Genomic DNA, 16,794 nt, shown 5'->3' on the forward strand with positions numbered 1-16,794 from the left:
TTGACAAATTTGAGCGTAGCATCGTCTGCGGTAAGTGCTGTACAGCCGCTTCCACCGGCGAATATCGGAACGGTCGATATTCCTCGAAGAAATGAGCGTCGTGAGTTGGTAGACATACTCACATTCGAAGTGGCAATTGTCAACGTATTTGCTACCTACGAGTGGGCAGATACTGAGTTCTTTCACCCTGCACTCGACGGGAAACGTCGTCATCGAGAGGGTTCGACCGCCGTACGACCACTTTCACTTTCACTTTCACTTTCACTCCGCCCCATCGGGGCAGTTTTAACGTCCCCGCCGATAAATACTGGCGAAGAATGCCTTCGATGCAGTCTACGCTCGGCGACGAGGGGATCGCCGAAGAGTTGGCCGAAAGCCAGCGACAGATCTCCATTGCCGAGTTCTTCGAGAAGAACAAGCATATGCTCGGGTTCGACAGCGGTGCCCGGGGGTTGGTCACCGCGGTCAAGGAGGCCGTTGACAACGCCCTCGACGCCTCCGAAGAGGCCCGATTGAAGCCGTTCGTCCGCGTCAAAATCGAGGAGGTCGGCGACTACTACCGCCTCATCGTCGAGGACGAGGGGCCGGGGATTACCCGCGAGCAGATTCCGAAAGTGTTCGGCAAACTGCTCTACGGGTCGCGCTTCCACAAGCGCGAACAATCCCGCGGACAGCAGGGTATCGGGATTTCGGCCGCCGTCCTCTACTCGCAGTTGACCAGCGGGAAACCCGCGAAAATCACGAGCAGACCCAAGGGGAGCGACCGACAACGATACTTCGAACTCATCATCAACACCGACGAGAACGAACCGGAGATTCAGACCGAATCCGATACCCCGCCCATCGGCCGGGAACTCGTCGGCACGCACGGGACGCGCATCGAACTCGAAATGGAGGCGAACATGCGCGCCCGCCAGCAACTCATCCGGTACATCAAACACACCGCGGTCGTCAACCCGCACGCGAAAATCGTCTTCGAGGAACCGGGGATGGAAGACGGCGAGGAGTTCGTCTTCGAGCGCGCGGAGGGTGCAGACATCCCCGCTGAAACCGAGGAAATCCGTCCACACCCACACGGCGTCGAACTCGGGACACTTCTCAAAATGCTTGCCCAGACCGACTCACACAGCGTCTCAGGGTTCCTCCAAACCGAGTTCACACGGGTTGGCAAGAAAACGGCGGAGAACGTCCTCGAAAACTTCCGCGACCGACATTTCGGCCGGGAAGCCGCGTGGAGAGCGCCGCAGGCGCACGAAGAAGTGGACCTAAAAACGGCGGTCGAAAACGCGGTCGCGAACAAAGGTGCCGAGGCCACTGCCGCGTTCGCCGAGCAGGTCGCCGAGAAAATCGACGAGAGCGACCGAATCGCACACCACCAGGTTCGCGCAGTCGTCCGCCTCGCCGCCGAGGAAACCGAAGCGGACTTCGGCACGTCGTTCGGCGAGACGGTACAGCAAAACGCCGTCGGTGCGGCGTGGAGCGCCATTACGAACGACCGAGTGACCGACCTGTATGAACTCGTGGACTCGGCAACGAGCACCCGCAAGGACGACGAAACGGTTCGTGCCCTCGCCGAACGAATCGCCGCGAAGTTCGAGAGCGAGGACGGCAACGACCGCGCGACGGAGAAGCGACTTCAAGAGTACGTCAGTCGCGCCGCAGATATGACCGAGGAGCGCGAGGACGCCACCATCGGCGAGACGGCCCGCGAGAACGTCTTCGACGCGATTTGGAGCGCGATGGTGACCGTACCGGACGAGGTTCCCAACGTGAAAGCCGTCGCCGACAGCCGTGACACCGCGAGCGAACTCCTCGATGCGATGAAGGTGACGGACATCATCTCGCCGCCGACGAACTGTCTGTCCCCCATCACCTCGAACCTCGTGGAGGCCGGACTCAGAAAGGAGTACGACGCCGACTTCTACGCCGCGGCGACCCGCGACGCCGACGTTCACGGCGGCGACCCGTTCATCGTGGAGGCGGGTATCGCCTACGGCGGCGAACTGCAAGCCGAAGGCTCCGCGGAACTCCTCCGATTCGCCAACCGCGTTCCCCTCGTCTACCAGCGAGGTGCATGTGCGACGACGGACGTGGTCAAATCCATCGGCTGGCGGAATTACAACTTAGACCAACCCGGTGGGCGCGGCGTTCCGAACGGGCCGGTCGTCATCATGATTCACGTGGCTTCGACCAACGTCCCGTTCACGAGCGAGTCGAAGGACGCGATTGCGAACGTTCCATCTATCGAGGACGAAATCGAGTTGGCAATTCGCGAGGCGGCACGCGAACTCAAATCCTACCTCAACAAGCGCCAGTCGCTCAAGAAGCGCCAGAAGAAACAGAGCGTCATCGCGACCATCCTCCCCGAGATGGCCGAAAAACTTTCGGACGTAACTGGCCGGGACGACCTCGACATCGGCGACTCGCTGGCGCGTATCATGAACAACGTGCTCGTCGAACGCGAAATCGAGGACGGGACAGTCTCGCTGATCGTGGAGAACCACTCCGGAACGAACGAGTCACCGAAACTGACCGAAATCGTGGCGACCAAGCCTGAAAACCTCTCCGACGGTGCGAGCGCCGTCGAGATGGACGACGAGTGGTTCGTGACGTGGGAACCGACCGTCGAGAGCGGTGATGAAGCCGTACTCACGTACCAGATCACCGACGACGTATCGTTCGACCGGGTGACGGTCGAGGGAATCGAAGACGAACGACTGACCAACAACACATGAGCGCAGACAACGACGACGCACAGGCGAAACTCATCGACCTCGCCGCGGAGTTCTACGACCAGTTCGCGGGCGGGCGGATTCCAGAGATGTCCATCCCGACCCGAACGAAGAGCAACATCGAGTACGACGAAGACGAGCGCGTCTGGGTGTACGGCGACCGAAAGAGCACCCGGAGCGCCAACAGCGTCCGCGGGGCACGAAAACTGCTGAAGGCGGTGTACACCATCGACTTCCTCTCGAATCAGTTGGAAGAAGACCGCTCTTCGACCCTTCGTGAGCTGTACTACCTCTCGGAATCGTGGGACGCGAAGGAAGCACAGTTCTCCGACCAGGACGAGTCGAACCAGCTCATCGAGGATTTGGAAATCGTCTCGGATGTAACCCGCGAGGATTTCCACATGCGACCGGAGGAATCCGGTGCGACCCTCATGGGACCGCTTCACCTCCGAGAACAGACCAGACGCGGTGAGCGCGACATCCACTGTCAGGAGGACGTGGGCGAAGGTGGCTACCAGATTCCGAACAACCCGGACACCATCGAATTTCTCGACCACGACGCGGATTTCATCCTCTGTGTCGAGACCGGTGGTATGCGCGACCGTCTCGTCGAAAACGGCTTCGACGACGAACACAACGCGCTCATCGTTCACCTGAAAGGGCAGCCAGCACGCGCGACGCGGCGCATCACGCGGCGACTCCACCAGGAACTCGATCTACCAGTCACCGTCTTCACTGACGGTGACCCGTGGAGTTACCGAATTTATGGATCCGTCGCCTACGGTTCCATCAAAAGCGCGCATCTGAGCGACTACCTCGCGACGCCCGATGCGAAGTTCATCGGCATTCAACCGGCGGACATCGTGGAGTACGACCTGCCGACTGACCCACTCAGCGATTCCGACAAAAACGCGCTCGAAAGCGAACTCGAAGATCCGCGCTACCAGACCGACTACTGGAAAGAGCAGATCGAACTCCAACTCGATATCGAGAAGAAGTCCGAACAGCAGGCGCTCGCCTCACACGGACTGGACTTCGTAACCGAAACCTATCTCCCGGAGCGACTCAGCGAGATGGGAATCATCTAAGCGACTTCGAACCCCCCTTCCGTTTTGGCCATCGAAAGAGTAAATCATTCCGAAACGACAGTCGTTATCATATCCCCCGAGTACATACTAGATAGCACCGATGGGACGATGGATGAACTTGAAGCTGACCGGTATGGGTGCAATGATTTTCGCGGTGGTTTGGGCGCTCACCAACTATTCGACGAACGTTTCGAATCCGTTCCTCGCCAAACTCGCAGGAGTCGCCGCAGTCGGTCTCGCCGTAATCGCCGTCGCGGATGCACTGCACGGCGGTATTTCGGATTGATCGTTATGCGTACTCGGATTCGAAATCGAACTCGGCATCGAACTCGTTTTCGGCGCTTCGCACGTTACCGCGAGCACACGACCGACAGTACCGGTTTTTCCCTTCGTTCACCGTTTCTACCGGAATTCCGGCTACGTATCGCTTCTTGCTGAAGGTTCGCTTGACGCCGGTTCCGACCGGCGCGGAACAGGCGGTACAGGGAACCGTCGGATCCGAGATGATTTTCTCGTCCGTGGAACGAACGTTGCCGAACATCGTCGGCGATTTGAAACCGGGGATGTGTTGGGGCGCGAGCAGGAGCGAAAGCAGACCCAGCAGGAGAAAGGTGACACCGAATGCAGTTTCGATGAGACCCATCGTCGTCCAGAGGACGAGGAGGCCGAACACGGTGATGAAGACCCCGAGTGCCGAGGCGAGGATGAAACTCGCCGCGCTCCGGAGCGTCCAGTTGGTCGAAAAGCTGTCCTCGGCCATGTACTCCTCCGACCCATCCGCACGGAGTTCGACGCGGTCGGCACCCGGGGAGTAACTGTACCAAGCGTAGAAGAGGTTACCAACACCGCTCGTAAACATGAGCAGGACGATGTGAATCGGAATCGACCCGAAGCCGCGATTTATCATTACCACGCGGTCGCCGTAATCGTGTTTTACATCCCACCCTTCGACCGAAAGGTCTTCGATGCGGCGGCGGAAGGACGAGCGGTCGCGTCCCAGCTCCGACCCGAAGTCGAACTCGGATGTGGCGCCAAATCCGGGCTTGGAACCGAGTCCGACCGCAGTTCCGCACTGCGAACAGAACGACGAACCAGGGGTGAGCGTTGAACCGCATCGTGAGCAGAAGTTGGAGGAACTTCGGGAACCCATAGTGAAACGTGTTCGCGATCTACCAAGTAGATTGTGTTGGGATGAACGATGTAGTAGGGTGAACGAATCGCGAACTGTGGCCGTATGGTAGCGCTACTCGTCCAGTTCAACCGAGACGCCTCGACTTTCCACGTCCTCTACGAACGCCCCGGAGTCCGTTTCGAGTGCGGAAAACGTGTTGTAATGAATCGGAACCACGAGGTCGGGATCGAGCGCCGCTGCCAACTCTGCCGATTCGTGTCTGTCCATCGTGAAACTCCCACCGATTGGCGGGACGAAAAGCGAGACTTCGAGCTCCCGATGGCCCGCCAGCGTGTCGGAATCACCGGGCCAGAACACGGTGGTTCCGCCCACCGAAAGCAGGAACCCGACGCCGAACCCCTTCGGATGGAAGGGGTCGCCGTTCGCCTGTGTGTGTGGGCCGTCCGGTTCGTTGTAGGCCGGAAGCGACCAAACTTCGCAGTCGCCGACCGTCAGGTGGTCTTCCTCGCCGATTCGCGTTACGTCGTAGGAAAGATCGTCTACGGGTTTCACGTCGCGGTCGATATCGTCAGCATCCACACCCTCGTAGACCACGACGGTCGCGTCCTCGCTCGCAATGCGCTCGATGCCATCCGAGTCATAATGGTGGTTGTGCGAGACGAAGACTGCATCCCCGTCCTGTGCCCGGTAATCGACCGGTTCCGGATGACCCACGTCCGGACTGTCAGGTTCCCAATCGCCCGTCAGCACGCCGTACCGTCCAGGGTCGATGTAGGCGACGAAGCCGTCCGCGGTTTCGAGTCGCACCGTTGCGTAGCCGAACCAATTTACCGTCAACTCGTCGTGTCGAACCGTCATACTCGTCGATAGGGTTGTTTTCGAACAAAAGGGTTCGGGCAACAGGCTGGAGAAGGGTTTTCATGAGTTTGTATGCACAGCCGTTTTGATACGGGTTATAGCGCGGTGTTGGTTCGAAAGAACCCCTTTCGAACGACTCTTTGCAGGAGCTCAGTCATCCACCATCAGAGCTTGCTCTGACGAGCCATTCCTTCACTTCGTTCAGGAAGACCTCGCGTGATAGTCCGGAGGCCTGAGGGCGTCCTGAAGGCCTCCCAACGCGCGCGCCACACGGCTAATTCAAACTCATCGAATCGAGTCAATCAGGTTGGTGCGCGCTGGCGTGAGTCGGAGGGCATACCGCCCGAAAGCTCATCGCTGAAGCCGCGCGAGGGACGACCAAAACGAACGGAGTCAGTGGCGGGAGTCGGTTGGGGAGGATGTGGCCTACGAGGTCGCAGTGCAACCTCGATAGCGAACGGTGAAACCGTGAGCCTGCGGAGGCGGCGGGGTTCATTGGAGTCGGCAATAGCTATCGTCCCCCCAGAAACGATTTCTCTCCAGTTCGGTACTGAAACTGGTTCACCTCTTTACGAAATGAGTCAGACTCTGCAAACCTCTTATTGCGATTCCGCGAGTCGCTCCACTCGTTCCAACGAATCCGCATCCGCCGGGGATTTGTCGTCACGAACGCCGAGGAACCGCGGGAACCGAAGGGCGTAGCCCGCCGAGTAGGTCGGCGACTGCTGAATCTCCTCGTAGCCGACTTCGAAGACGATTTCCGGCGAAATATCGACGATTTGTCCGTCCTGTGTCGCAATGTGCGGTTCAAGCAGTTCGGTCAGTTCGGCCAGTTCTTCGTCCGTGATTCCGGTTGCAACCTTGCCGAGGGTTTCAAACTCGCCGTTCTCTTCTCGGGGCGAGAGCAGGAAGGTACCGAGGAAACTCGCCCGTCGTCCTTCACCCCACTCCGCGCCGGTCACGACGAGGTCGAGGGTTTCCACGTCGGGTTTACGCTTGAGCCAGTTCTTCCCGCGACGTCCCGGCGAGTACGTCGATTCGGGGTTTTTGAGCATGATTCCCTCGTGGCCCGCATCGAGCGCGTTCGCTTCGATGGCGGCGATTTCGTCTGCGTCGTCGGTGACGGTAAGCGCGGACACACCGCCGGACAGAATCGACTGTAATCGGTCGTGGCGTTCGGTGAGCGGTGCGGTCAGCAAGTCCTTGTTATCAGCGTGCAGGCAGTCGAAGGCTCGAAGTTCGACTGCTACCTCCTCGCGAGCACGGGCCACGTCGTGCTTTCGCCGGAACCGCCTGAGGACTTCCTGAAACGGGAGGGGTTCGCCGTCGTCCATCGCGACGATTTCCCCGTCAACTATTGCGGGCGCTTCGAGGTTCTCGTGCGTGTACTCCACGATTTCCGGTAATGCGTCCGTCACCTCCTCCATGTTGCGCGAGAAGACGCGAACCTCGTCACCGTCGTAGTGGATTTGCACCCGCGCGCCGTCGAACTTCCATTCGACTCCCACGTTCACCCAGTCATCCAGCGCGTCCGTGACGGTGCCCGCCTGCGCAAGCATTGCCTGCACCGGTCTGCCGACTTCGAGTTGCAATTCGTCAAGTCCGGATTCGCCCGAGTCGCGGGCGACTCGGGCGACCCTGCCGTAGTCGTTCGATACCTGAAGGGCGCGTTCGGTCGCCTTGACAGGCACGTCGAAGGCATCCGCGATGGCGTCCCGAACCGCCCCCTCGCCGACGCCGATTCGCATCTCCGAGAGGACGAGGCGGGCGAGATAGCGCGCTTCCTTCGAGCTGGTGCGGTTGAGTAGCCCGAACAGGATGTCGATTTTCGTGTCCTGACTGCCCGCCCCCTCGGTGTGGGCCAGCGTTTCGAGTTCGTCCGCGACTTCGGCGACGGTCAATTTCTCCGGCCCTGCTCCGAAGGCGGCCAACCCCTGCTGACCGCCGAAATCGTAACTTGCTGCGACCGCGCCGATGTCGCCCAGCTCGGCGAGTCGGTCTTCCACGTCGTCCGCCGAGACGTTCTGCCCCGCGGCGTGGGCGATGGCAGTGTAGCAGAGGTTCGGGCCGATATCGAGGGTCGTCGAGTCCCAAGCCGGAAACACTCGTCCCTGCACGAATCGGGCGAGTACTTCGAGGTCGTCGTTCGCCGACGCGAGGAGATCCGTGACGGCTTCGATAATGTCGGTGTCGGCACTCAACTCCTCGATTTCACCGGCCCGTTCCGCGAACTCCGCGAACTCCATTACCGACGCTTGCCTGTAACCGGAGTTAAAGCCACGGCTTTCGATTTCCGGTGAGGTTGTGGCTCAAACACTCGTTTTACTCTTCCGATATCTTATGAACGAAGACGGCAAACCGGAACGAACGACGGCAACGAAGCCCGTGGATTGAAGCCATTGGCACGCCCATCTCAGCGCATGACAGACGACCTTGCGTCGCAGGTAACAGACGTGCTCACGGTTGACCGCGAGGAGTTCCAAACTCGCGTCGAAGAGGACGCAGAGGTCATCAAACAGGAGCTTTCGTATGGAACGTTCGACAACCCGCAAGCGATCGTCGGGTTCGAATACGAGTTCTACGCCGTCGATAGGGAGACGAACGCCCTCGCTCGCGTTCCGCGCCGACTGCTGGAACTCATCGGGTTCGAGAAGGAACTCGGCCTGCACAACGCCGAGATGTCCACCAGTCCCCAACCGCTGAACGAGTACGGACTGGCCGCACAGGAAGACGAGGTGAAAGCTCGTCTTTCGGCGGCCGAAGACCGAGCGACCGCCGAGAAGATGCTTCTCGTCAGCGACGGTCTCTGGACGATTCCGCCCGAGGGCGAAACGGCACGCGGATATCTCACCGATAGCATCGAGGACGATGGGACGCGAATCGCGTCGAACATGAGCGACTCGGTTCGGTATCACGCGATGGCGAACTCCGAAGCCGAAGTCGGGATGGAACTCGATGCACCACACGTCTCGCAGTCGGCGGACACGGTGATGCCCGAGAGCCTTATCACCTCTATCCAGCCACATTACCAGGTGCCACAGGCTCGTGACCTTCCGGCGTATTTCCGCTACGCGATACGAATCGCGGCCCCGTTGCTGGCACTCGGTGTCAATTCGCCGTTTTTCCCGCCGGATCTGTACGATGACGCGCCGCCGGAAGAAATCGTGGACGAGGCGTGGATGGAGAACCGAATCGGCGTGTTCGAGTCGGTGCTGAACGCACACGACCCCGGGAAGGTTAGGTTCCCCGAGGACTTCGAATCGACGGAGGATGCCGTCGATAACATCGCGGACGACCGAACCATCGTCCCGATGCCGGTGTCCCGCTCCGACCGATTCGACGATGAGTTCGCCCACTTCCGTTTGAAACACGGCACGTACTGGCGGTGGGTTCGACCGGTGTTCGGCGGTGCCACTCGCTCCGCCGCAAACGCCCGTATCGAGTTCCGGCCGATTGCCGCCCAGCCGACGGTTCGAGACTCTATCGCGTTTCAGGCCGCCTTCGCGGGACTGCTCGAAAGCACGTTCCGCAGGGAACATCCGGTCACGCACCTCGATTGGGTCGTCGCTCGGGACAACTTTTATGCCGCCATGCGCGAGGGACTCGACGCAGACCTCTACTGGATTACGAACGACGGCAAGGAAACGACCGACACCGAAGCGCTGTACACCGACCTGTTTGCTCACGCGAAAGATGGCCTTCAGGCCCGCGGCTTGTCGGACGAACAGGCCGCGAAATATCTCTGGCCGCTTCGACAACGCGCCCGTCACGGCATCACGCCCGCCGGGTGGAAAAAACGCGAAGTGCGCGAACGAATCGAAGATGGCGCGAGTTTGGAGGACGCCATCACCGAAATGCAGTGTACCTACATCGACAAACAGATGCACACGCTCATCGACGGAAGCTTTGCGAACTGGGTCGGCCGTGGAAAAACGGAGTTCTGAAGGTCGAGAACTCCTGTACAGCGGCGCGAGTTGAACCGTTGATAGAACGTTTCGGTGAGGGCGGTTGCTGCTTTGCGAAAAGAACGAAGTGAAGAAAACAGCCCGATTTAGAGGACGTCGTCGAAGTCTTTGTGACCGTTGATGGTGACGCCCTCGTCGGTAATCTCCGCGAGGAAGACGCCGTTTCCGCTGCCCGTGTCACGTTCGACGGCGCTTTTGATACCGCGGGCCGCGACTACTTTCGCTTCCTCGTTCGAGAGGCCTTCCTCGAAGTCCTGTTCTAAGACACCGTACGCGAGCTGCATCCCGCTTCCTGTAACGGTGTAATCGTCCGACATGACGCCACCTGCGGGGTCGAGACTGTAGACGTGTGAACCTTCCTCGTCGATGCCACCGAGAATGGGCGAGACCATGAAGAACGGACCGCCACGGAGCATGTTGCCCGCGAGCGTGGAGAGCGCCTGCATGCTCATCTGTTCGCCGCGGCGGGATTCGTAGAGGTTCGACTCGATTCGCATCGTTCGGATGAACGATTGGGCACCACCGACCGAACCGGCCATCGTGAGTGCTGCGGTCGGATGAATCTGTTCGACCTTCTGGACGTTTTTGTTCGAGACGAAGCGACCGCCGAGGCTGGCGCGCATATCCGTCGCCATGACGACACCGTCGGCCGTCGTGAGACCAATGGTGGTTGTCCCAGTTTTGTTGACGTTTTTCATGTCTTCCTGCGAGAAGTTATTCTCCGGAAGCGAGCCGATTTCTGGCTCGTACGGATTCGTCTGGCCACTGCCGAAGCGCTCCATATTCCGTGAAAATTCGGAGTCGTGCATTGGGCTACGCATTACCCGACCGTAGTCCGCCAGCACTGATAAAACCAACCCTTTCGGGTGTGCGACAGAGTGCCAATACGTCGGGTGAAAACGCAGGGGGCGGTGTTACGGTCGTGGTTCTATGGCCTCGTCGTATGCATTCGCGATGGACTCCATGATACGGTGCATCGGGAACGGCACTCCGACTCGCCGAGCCATAACGGCTACCGGGAGCAGGAGGATTCCGGTCAAGACGCTCATCTGGTACAGGGCAAACAGCGTCGCGCGTCGTAACGGTGCGAACATCTGAAACCTCAAACCAGCCTGAGCCACATCGATATATAAGCTTTTATGCAAGATCTAATCCATAACGATTTGTATCTAGTTATCACCTCGACGCAGTCTGTCGATTCAATTGAAATTGATCGATAGACAACTGAATACGTATTCGAGCGCTAAACGTCGTCAGAACTGGGTTCCCAACGCTGGCAATATGCGTAAGTTATAGACATTATCTGCCTCTCGTGCGCATTCGGAGGGCCGACGCGGCCCAAAGGGTTGATGCATGACAACACCAATCACGAACTGTGAACGTTGTCGTCGAACTTCGACTCCCGATTTGCGACTTCGCCCTCGGAGAGTTGTTCTCCATCCGTCCCGACATCCGCATCGAACTGGAGCGCATCGTTCCGACGGGTGAGCAGACGATGCCGTTTTTCTGGATAATCGGCGACGACCCAGCGTCCGTTGCTGACGTGACCGTCACTGACTCACTCGTCGATAGCATCGAAACTCTCGGCGAAACCGAAAACGGTGTGCTCTGTCGCACGAAGTGGTCTGCCGACGGCGGAATCCATAATATACTGACCGAACAGGGGGCTACGCTCCTCCACGCCGAAGGAAACCGGGACGGATGGCTGTTCCGTGTCAGGTTTCCCGACCACGAAACCACAACTCGGTTCAGGGAAGCGTGTGACGACGCATCGATTTCGTACGAAGTCCGTCGAATCTATTCGTTCTCTAACCTCCCGATACAGCAGTACGACCTCACCGAAGAACAGCGCGAGGCACTCGTTACGGCGCTCGAATCGGGTTACTTTCGCGTCCCCCGCGAAGCGTCCCTGTCGGAGATCGCGGAGACGCTCGACATTTCACCACAGGCCGCGTCTGGTCGGCTTCGACGGGGACTGGAGCGAGTGCTCGATTCGACGCTGTTCCCCCCCGAAGAACCGTCGGGTGTATCTGAGGGGTCATAAAGATGTGAACTAGTAAACCCCAAGGAATCAACCCATGGTTCACCACGTAACACGATATGCAGATGCGAACAGCCGTCTCGGAAATCCAGTTTAACTAAGGTGTTCGAAATGTGTAGAGAGCCACGCGACGAGAACCGAACAGGACACGAAAATGACAGAATTATCCTCCACGAGGCGGAACACGACGACGACGATCCCGTTGCGGAAACGGTCGTCGAAGCGATTACGGAAGTGTCGGACGATACCGTTGCCGAAATAGAACCGCTCTATGAGAGTATTAGTCCGGATGCGCTGGAAGACCTTTTCGACCGACAGTCCGATGATAGCGTTCCGGCCCGAGTCGAGTTTCGGCACGAGGGATACGAAGTCATCATCGAACGCGACGGTCGGGTTGCCATCTGCGACCCCTCCTGAGCCAGCACGCTTTTGCTCACGTTTGGCGTACAGTCGGTGTCATGCCAGACACATTGTATGACGTGTACCTTGTTCCGTCCGGCACGCGTGGGGGGGAACAGAACATCGTTTCGCCGGTCGAGGGGGACAAACTGGAGTTTTTCGAAACGGGGGTTTGGTTGCGACGAAAAGGTGGGCGGAACTTTTTCCCCTACGAGCAGATTCGAACGATTCGGGAACACGAAGGCGAGAGACCGTAGCTACTCGACGTCCAAGCCAACTACTTCGCAGGCGAAGATGTCGGCATAGCCCGACGGCGTCATTTTGAGCGACGGAACACCCGGGAATGTGAGCGTCTGCACCGCGAGCATCGGTCGTTCGACATCCGAACCGAGCCTCCGAAGCGCACTCTCTACCGCATCGTAGAGTTTTGCCGTCTCCTCGACTTCGAGGTCGGAACACACACCCGCCACCCGCGTCGGTAGTTCAGCGACGACTTCGTCGCCGTTCACGACTGCCCATCCGCCACCCATCTCGTTGACGTGCGTAACGGCACGACGAAGGTCGCTGCCACTTCCGACCGCCAGCACGCCCGGCCGTTCCCAGACGACGCTGGTTGCCACTGCGCCTTCGAACGCGCCAAAGCCAGTGAGGAAGCCAGTGAACCCGGTTCCATCGCCCTCCGGATGCCGGTCGAGGAAGGTGACTTTCAGCAGTTCGTCTTCCGGCTCAGCGACGAGTTCGCCGTCCTTGACCGGCGGAGTGACCGTCGTCTGTCCCGAAAGCAATCCTTCGCGGTACTCGATTGCGCGAACTTGGCCGTCGATAGCCGACACCCGATACTGGGCGGGGTCGGTGCTGACATTGACGCTGTCGTAGAAATGTTCCGGATATTCGTAGGAGCGAGGTGCGACGCTCGTTTCGTGATTGTTGTAGACGACTTCACCGCCGCTGATGACCGTCGTGACGTTGACCGTCTCCAAATCATCGATGAGAACCACGTCGGCGATGTTGCCCGGTGCGAGCGAACCGAGGTTCTGGAGACCGAAATGCCGGGCCGGGTTGAGCGTCGCCATTCGAATCGCGTCGGCAGGTGGGACACCCTCCTCGATTGCTCGGCGGACGACCACGTCCATGTACCCCTCTCGGATGAGTTCGCGGGGCCACATTCCGTCGGTTGAGAGCGAGATTTCGGCGCCCCCGACTTCCTCGTATGCCTCGCCGACTGCGGCCATGTCGTCTCGGATCGACCCGCATCGTCCGATGGCGTGAATCCCGTTTTCGACGCGCTCTATGATTCCGTCGGCGGTGATAGCTTCGTGGTCGTCGTCGATGATGGAGGCAAACGCCTGCAGTTTCTTGCCGGAACAGCCTGCGGCGTGACCGGAAACGGTCTTTCCAACCTGTCCTGCGTGTTCGTACAGGGATTCCGCAGGCGTGTCGCGACCGACCGCGTGAATCCAGTCGGTCTCCCCGACACCGACGATGCGAGCGTCTTCGAGCAGATTCGTGAGGGCCTCGGCATCGCCCTGTGCCGAACCGAACGTGTCGAAGAGCGGTTGTGGCGGAACGGTGGCATACACACGAATCGGGAGATACGATGTCGCGGCGAGCAACTGCTCGACACCTTCCGGACCGAAGACCGGGCCAAAGCCGGTTACTTCCGTTACGACGGTCGTCGTCCCGCCTTCCAGAGCGTAGTGGTAGGCGTTTTCGAACGTCTGATGCAGGTCGATGTGCGTGTGGGCATCGATGAACCCTGGGGAGACGACCCGGTTGCTCGCGTTGATAACCTTCGTGTCGTCGCCGATGGCATCGGTCGCATCCTCCGGCAGTGCGGCGACGCGGTTGTTCGTGATGACTACATCACGGGCTTGGAACTCGCCGGGTTCCGGTAGCAGCACGCGACCGTTTCGAATGACGAGGTCCGCTGGTTCGTCGCCGAGCGCGACCGGTTGCAGGTCGTTCATGCGGCCACCTCCTCGTACACGACGACGCCACCTTGCTCGTGTTGCGTTACCTTCCCGCGCTCTTCGAGGACATCGAGATGTCCGACCGCTTCGCTCATCCCCGAAAAATATTCGGTTGCCGGGAGGTCTTCGAACAGCGAGCACATCACGTCGAACGCCGTTGTCGGCCGGTCAACCAGCCCGAGGACGTTCTCTGTTCGCGCTTCGTGAGCGTCCAGAATTTCATCGATTCGCCGTGTCGCGGCCGTGATTTCCTCGCGATGGCCCGGAAGGATACGGTCGAACTCGCGTTCCCGAAGTCGGGAAAGGGAGCGGTTGAACGCCGGAAGGACGCGCGGCCGACTGTCGCCGTCTTCGGTCGGCGGTTGTAGGAACGGGTTCGGCGTGATGTCGGCGAGGACGTGGTCGCCGACGATGGCTTTCGATTCCCCCTCCGTTTCGAAGGTGAAGATGGTCTCGCCGGCGGAGTGACCCTGCACCGACTCCGCGGTGAGGTCGGTTCCTGCGACTTCGACCGAATCGCCGTCTGCGAGTTCGAGGTCGGTTTCGACGCCGGGAGAGACCGAAAGGTATGCTCCCGGAAGATCGGTTACGGTTTTGGCGGTCGTTTTTGCCATCCCGTTCTTGTCGAAAAAGTCGGTGAAGTACGACTGTTCGTACGCCAATCGAGATTCGAAGTCGCGGATTATCGCCGCCGTGTCAGGGCTTGCGATGACGCGTGCGCCCGCTTCTTGAAGTCGTGCCGCCAGTCCGAAATGATCCGGATGCGGATGCGTGACAAGTACGTGCTCTATCTCCGTCGATCCCACCCCGTGTTGCTCTAACCCCTCGAGCAGTGCGGTCCATGCCTCTTCGCTCGCCGGCCCCGGATCGACCAGCGTTCGCCCGGCGAGATAGGCGTTCACTGGACCGATTTGGAACGGCGTCGGAATCGAAAGCCGCGTGAACATACCCGTGCTTTCTTCGCCTTGGATAAAACCGTTTTTGAACGACCGCTCGTGTCGCATTCTGACACAACGATTTTATCTGTCGCTCACGTAAGGTCACGATTGGGTGGCGCGATGAACAAACATTTCAAAGACGCGTGGTACTACCTCCGACGGTCGGGGAGTCACCTCAAACGCGGTGTTCGAACGGAGTTGAACGCCGGAGAGCGAAAGATCCGAAAGTGGACCGGCAGGGAACGGACGGCAGAACCGGAGCCGACACGCCGGGAAGCGGTGCGAACGAACATCCGAAAAGCGGAACGAAGAGTCAAGCGACGGTCGCGTGATGCCGTGAAAGACGCGCGAAAACGCATTCGGATGAGTTAGGGGTCGAACCCGACGCACTCACAGTCCGTGAAGTCGTCGTTTTCGAACCGCGGCGACGCCGCATTTTTTCGATCGACGTCTACGCGCCCGAGAAACGTGGAATTCAGTAGTTCGACATCGTCGCCCTTGACCAGCACCGTCGTTCTTTCAGCTACGTCGTGGGTCGCGGTCACGCCGTCCAAGACGATTTTCGGCGCAATCAGGTTGATTCCGTTGCGGTTCTTTCCACCGGAGTGAAACGCGAGTTTGCAGTCCCGAAGGGTGGTTCCCTCGCGCCATATCTCACAACAGTAACCGTGTTGTGACCCATCACCCCAGTCGTCCAGTTCGACACCCTCCAGCAGAACAGACCCGTCTCCGTCATTAACTTTGATGGCCCGTGCCGAGGAGCGACAGTCGATTTTCAGGCCGCGAACTTCGGCCGACTCACTCGACACGCGTAAGCCGTCGTTGTCACAGTTCGGAAGGGAGATTTCGCCACCCGAAACCGCTACGTTGCCTTCCTGTAGCCAGAGGCCACAACCAGTGTACGCCGTTTCGTCCACCTCGATTCGAACGTCCCGAGCTACGTCCCCGTCACCCAGTCGGAGGTTTGCGTTCCCGTTGTTTTTCCAGACGCCGCCTTCCACGATACATGGCCCCTCCCCACCTGCCAGATAGCCACCGTTGTTGACCCAGCCTTCGACGTGGCAGTCCCGAAACGTCAACTCGCCACGGTGGTCGTCCGTGACGCTGATGCCGATTGGATGACTCGTTTGGGATTCGACGGCGGACTGGTCGGGATACGTGTCGGGGCGAAAATCACACCCGTCCGGGAGCGAGATGGAAACGACCCCCGACCCATCGGAGTGCGTTATCGCCGCGTAAACCGTGCCCAGGGCACCCTTGCCCGCCGAGGCGAACTCGCCATCGACAGCAACATCCTCGATTTTCAAATCGTGGCTCGCCCGCGCCGAAATCGCCTGTGAACCGACACCCTCCGCGGTCATGTCGAAGGTCAGGTTGCTGATTTCGACCGAGTCGGCCGAGTTTTGGGGCGTCGCACCCCATCCACCGCCGACATCGAGACCGTACTGCTGGTCGGGGTCGGTCACGACCAGCGTCGCGTGTGGTTCGCCTTGGATAGCGATCGCCTCGCAATCGTTGTGCTCGAATCGACCGTCGAGGTGGTAGCGTCCGTCCGGGAGGACGAACTTCGTTCGTGCTCCGGCATGCTGGGCGAGGACGCGATTCAGCGGTTTTTCGCCCTCCCGAACGCCGGGGGCGACCTCGGTCACGTTAACCACGCACCAGCCAGTC

At 59.5% G+C, this 16,794-nt stretch carries 16 protein-coding genes; 8 read left to right on the top strand and 8 right to left on the bottom strand.

The annotated features are described in order from the left end of the window. Positions 1–317 precede the first annotated feature (317 nt). From ACN2TU_RS07520 to ACN2TU_RS07530, 3 genes are all read left to right on the top strand, one after another. Entirely contained in the window at positions 318–2,735 is a 2,418-nt protein-coding gene (locus ACN2TU_RS07520; protein WP_435154376.1) for a DNA topoisomerase VI subunit B, read from the top strand. Then, entirely contained in the window at positions 2,732–3,820 is a 1,089-nt protein-coding gene (locus tag ACN2TU_RS07525; RefSeq protein WP_435154378.1) for a DNA topoisomerase IV subunit A, read from the top strand. The genes ACN2TU_RS07520 and ACN2TU_RS07525 overlap by 4 nt, the downstream gene beginning before the upstream one ends. A gap of 112 nt (positions 3,821–3,932) precedes the next feature. Then, positions 3,933–4,106, top strand: a complete 174-nt coding sequence (locus ACN2TU_RS07530; protein ID WP_435154379.1) for a hypothetical protein — start codon at positions 3,933–3,935, stop codon at positions 4,104–4,106. Positions 4,107–4,109: 3 nt separating this feature from the next. Here the strand turns inward: ACN2TU_RS07530 and ACN2TU_RS07535 are convergent, their stop codons facing one another. From ACN2TU_RS07535 to ligA, 3 genes are all read right to left on the bottom strand, one after another. After that, complete coding sequence (locus tag ACN2TU_RS07535; protein WP_435154380.1) at positions 4,110–4,970, bottom strand: zinc ribbon domain-containing protein; 861 nt, start codon at positions 4,968–4,970, stop codon at positions 4,110–4,112. A gap of 93 nt (positions 4,971–5,063) precedes the next feature. After that, positions 5,064–5,810, bottom strand: coding sequence for an MBL fold metallo-hydrolase (locus ACN2TU_RS07540; RefSeq protein WP_435154381.1), 747 nt, complete (start codon positions 5,808–5,810; stop codon positions 5,064–5,066). 599 nt (positions 5,811–6,409) lie between these two features. Further along, positions 6,410–8,056, bottom strand: coding sequence for an ATP-dependent DNA ligase LigA (gene ligA / locus ACN2TU_RS07545; RefSeq protein ID WP_435154382.1), 1,647 nt, complete (start codon positions 8,054–8,056; stop codon positions 6,410–6,412). A 174-nt stretch (positions 8,057–8,230) separates the two neighbouring features. Between ligA and ACN2TU_RS07550 the strand changes: the two genes are divergently transcribed. Next, positions 8,231–9,754, top strand: coding sequence for a glutamate-cysteine ligase family protein (locus ACN2TU_RS07550; protein WP_435154384.1), 1,524 nt, complete (start codon positions 8,231–8,233; stop codon positions 9,752–9,754). A gap of 107 nt (positions 9,755–9,861) precedes the next feature. Here ACN2TU_RS07550 and psmB read toward each other — a convergent pair whose 3' ends face one another. Together psmB and ACN2TU_RS07560 are read right to left on the bottom strand one after the other, a co-directional pair. Further along, on the bottom strand, positions 9,862–10,596 hold the full coding sequence (gene psmB, locus ACN2TU_RS07555; protein ID WP_435154385.1) for an archaeal proteasome endopeptidase complex subunit beta: 735 nt from the start codon (positions 10,594–10,596) through the stop codon (positions 9,862–9,864). A gap of 93 nt (positions 10,597–10,689) precedes the next feature. Beyond that, a complete protein-coding gene (locus tag ACN2TU_RS07560; RefSeq protein WP_435154387.1) occupies positions 10,690–10,869 on the bottom strand; it encodes a hypothetical protein in 180 nt (59 codons plus the stop codon). 281 nt (positions 10,870–11,150) lie between these two features. Here ACN2TU_RS07560 and ACN2TU_RS07565 point away from each other — a divergent pair, with 281 nt between their 5' ends. The 3 genes from ACN2TU_RS07565 to ACN2TU_RS07575 all read left to right on the top strand — a co-directional run bounded on the left by ACN2TU_RS07565 (position 11,151) and on the right by ACN2TU_RS07575 (position 12,472). After that, entirely contained in the window at positions 11,151–11,819 is a 669-nt protein-coding gene (locus ACN2TU_RS07565; protein WP_435154389.1) for a helix-turn-helix domain-containing protein, read from the top strand. 108 nt (positions 11,820–11,927) lie between these two features. Continuing rightward, positions 11,928–12,233 (top strand): HalOD1 output domain-containing protein, encoded by a 306-nt coding sequence (locus ACN2TU_RS07570; protein WP_435154390.1) that lies wholly within the window; start codon positions 11,928–11,930, stop codon positions 12,231–12,233. Positions 12,234–12,274: 41 nt separating this feature from the next. Then, entirely contained in the window at positions 12,275–12,472 is a 198-nt protein-coding gene (locus ACN2TU_RS07575) for a hypothetical protein (RefSeq protein ID WP_435154391.1), read from the top strand. Here ACN2TU_RS07575 and ACN2TU_RS07580 read toward each other — a convergent pair whose 3' ends face one another. Together ACN2TU_RS07580 and ACN2TU_RS07585 are read right to left on the bottom strand one after the other, a co-directional pair. Then, positions 12,473–14,182, bottom strand: a complete 1,710-nt coding sequence (locus ACN2TU_RS07580) for an adenine deaminase C-terminal domain-containing protein (protein WP_435154393.1) — start codon at positions 14,180–14,182, stop codon at positions 12,473–12,475. Next, positions 14,179–15,132 carry an MBL fold metallo-hydrolase gene (locus ACN2TU_RS07585; RefSeq protein ID WP_435154394.1) on the bottom strand — a complete coding sequence of 318 codons (954 nt, stop codon included), beginning with the start codon at positions 15,130–15,132 and terminating at the stop codon, positions 14,179–14,181. The genes ACN2TU_RS07580 and ACN2TU_RS07585 overlap by 4 nt, the downstream gene beginning before the upstream one ends. A 111-nt stretch (positions 15,133–15,243) precedes the next feature. On the opposite strand from ACN2TU_RS07585, the gene ACN2TU_RS07590 reads away from it, so the two are divergent. Continuing rightward, a complete protein-coding gene (locus ACN2TU_RS07590) occupies positions 15,244–15,495 on the top strand; it encodes a DUF7553 family protein (RefSeq protein WP_435154395.1) in 252 nt (83 codons plus the stop codon). Here the strand turns inward: ACN2TU_RS07590 and ACN2TU_RS07595 are convergent. Further along, a complete protein-coding gene (locus ACN2TU_RS07595) occupies positions 15,492–16,772 on the bottom strand; it encodes a hypothetical protein (protein ID WP_435154396.1) in 1,281 nt (426 codons plus the stop codon). The genes ACN2TU_RS07590 and ACN2TU_RS07595 overlap by 4 nt on opposite strands. Positions 16,773–16,794: the final 22 nt, after the last annotated feature.

The organism is Haladaptatus marinus (genome assembly GCF_051194195.1).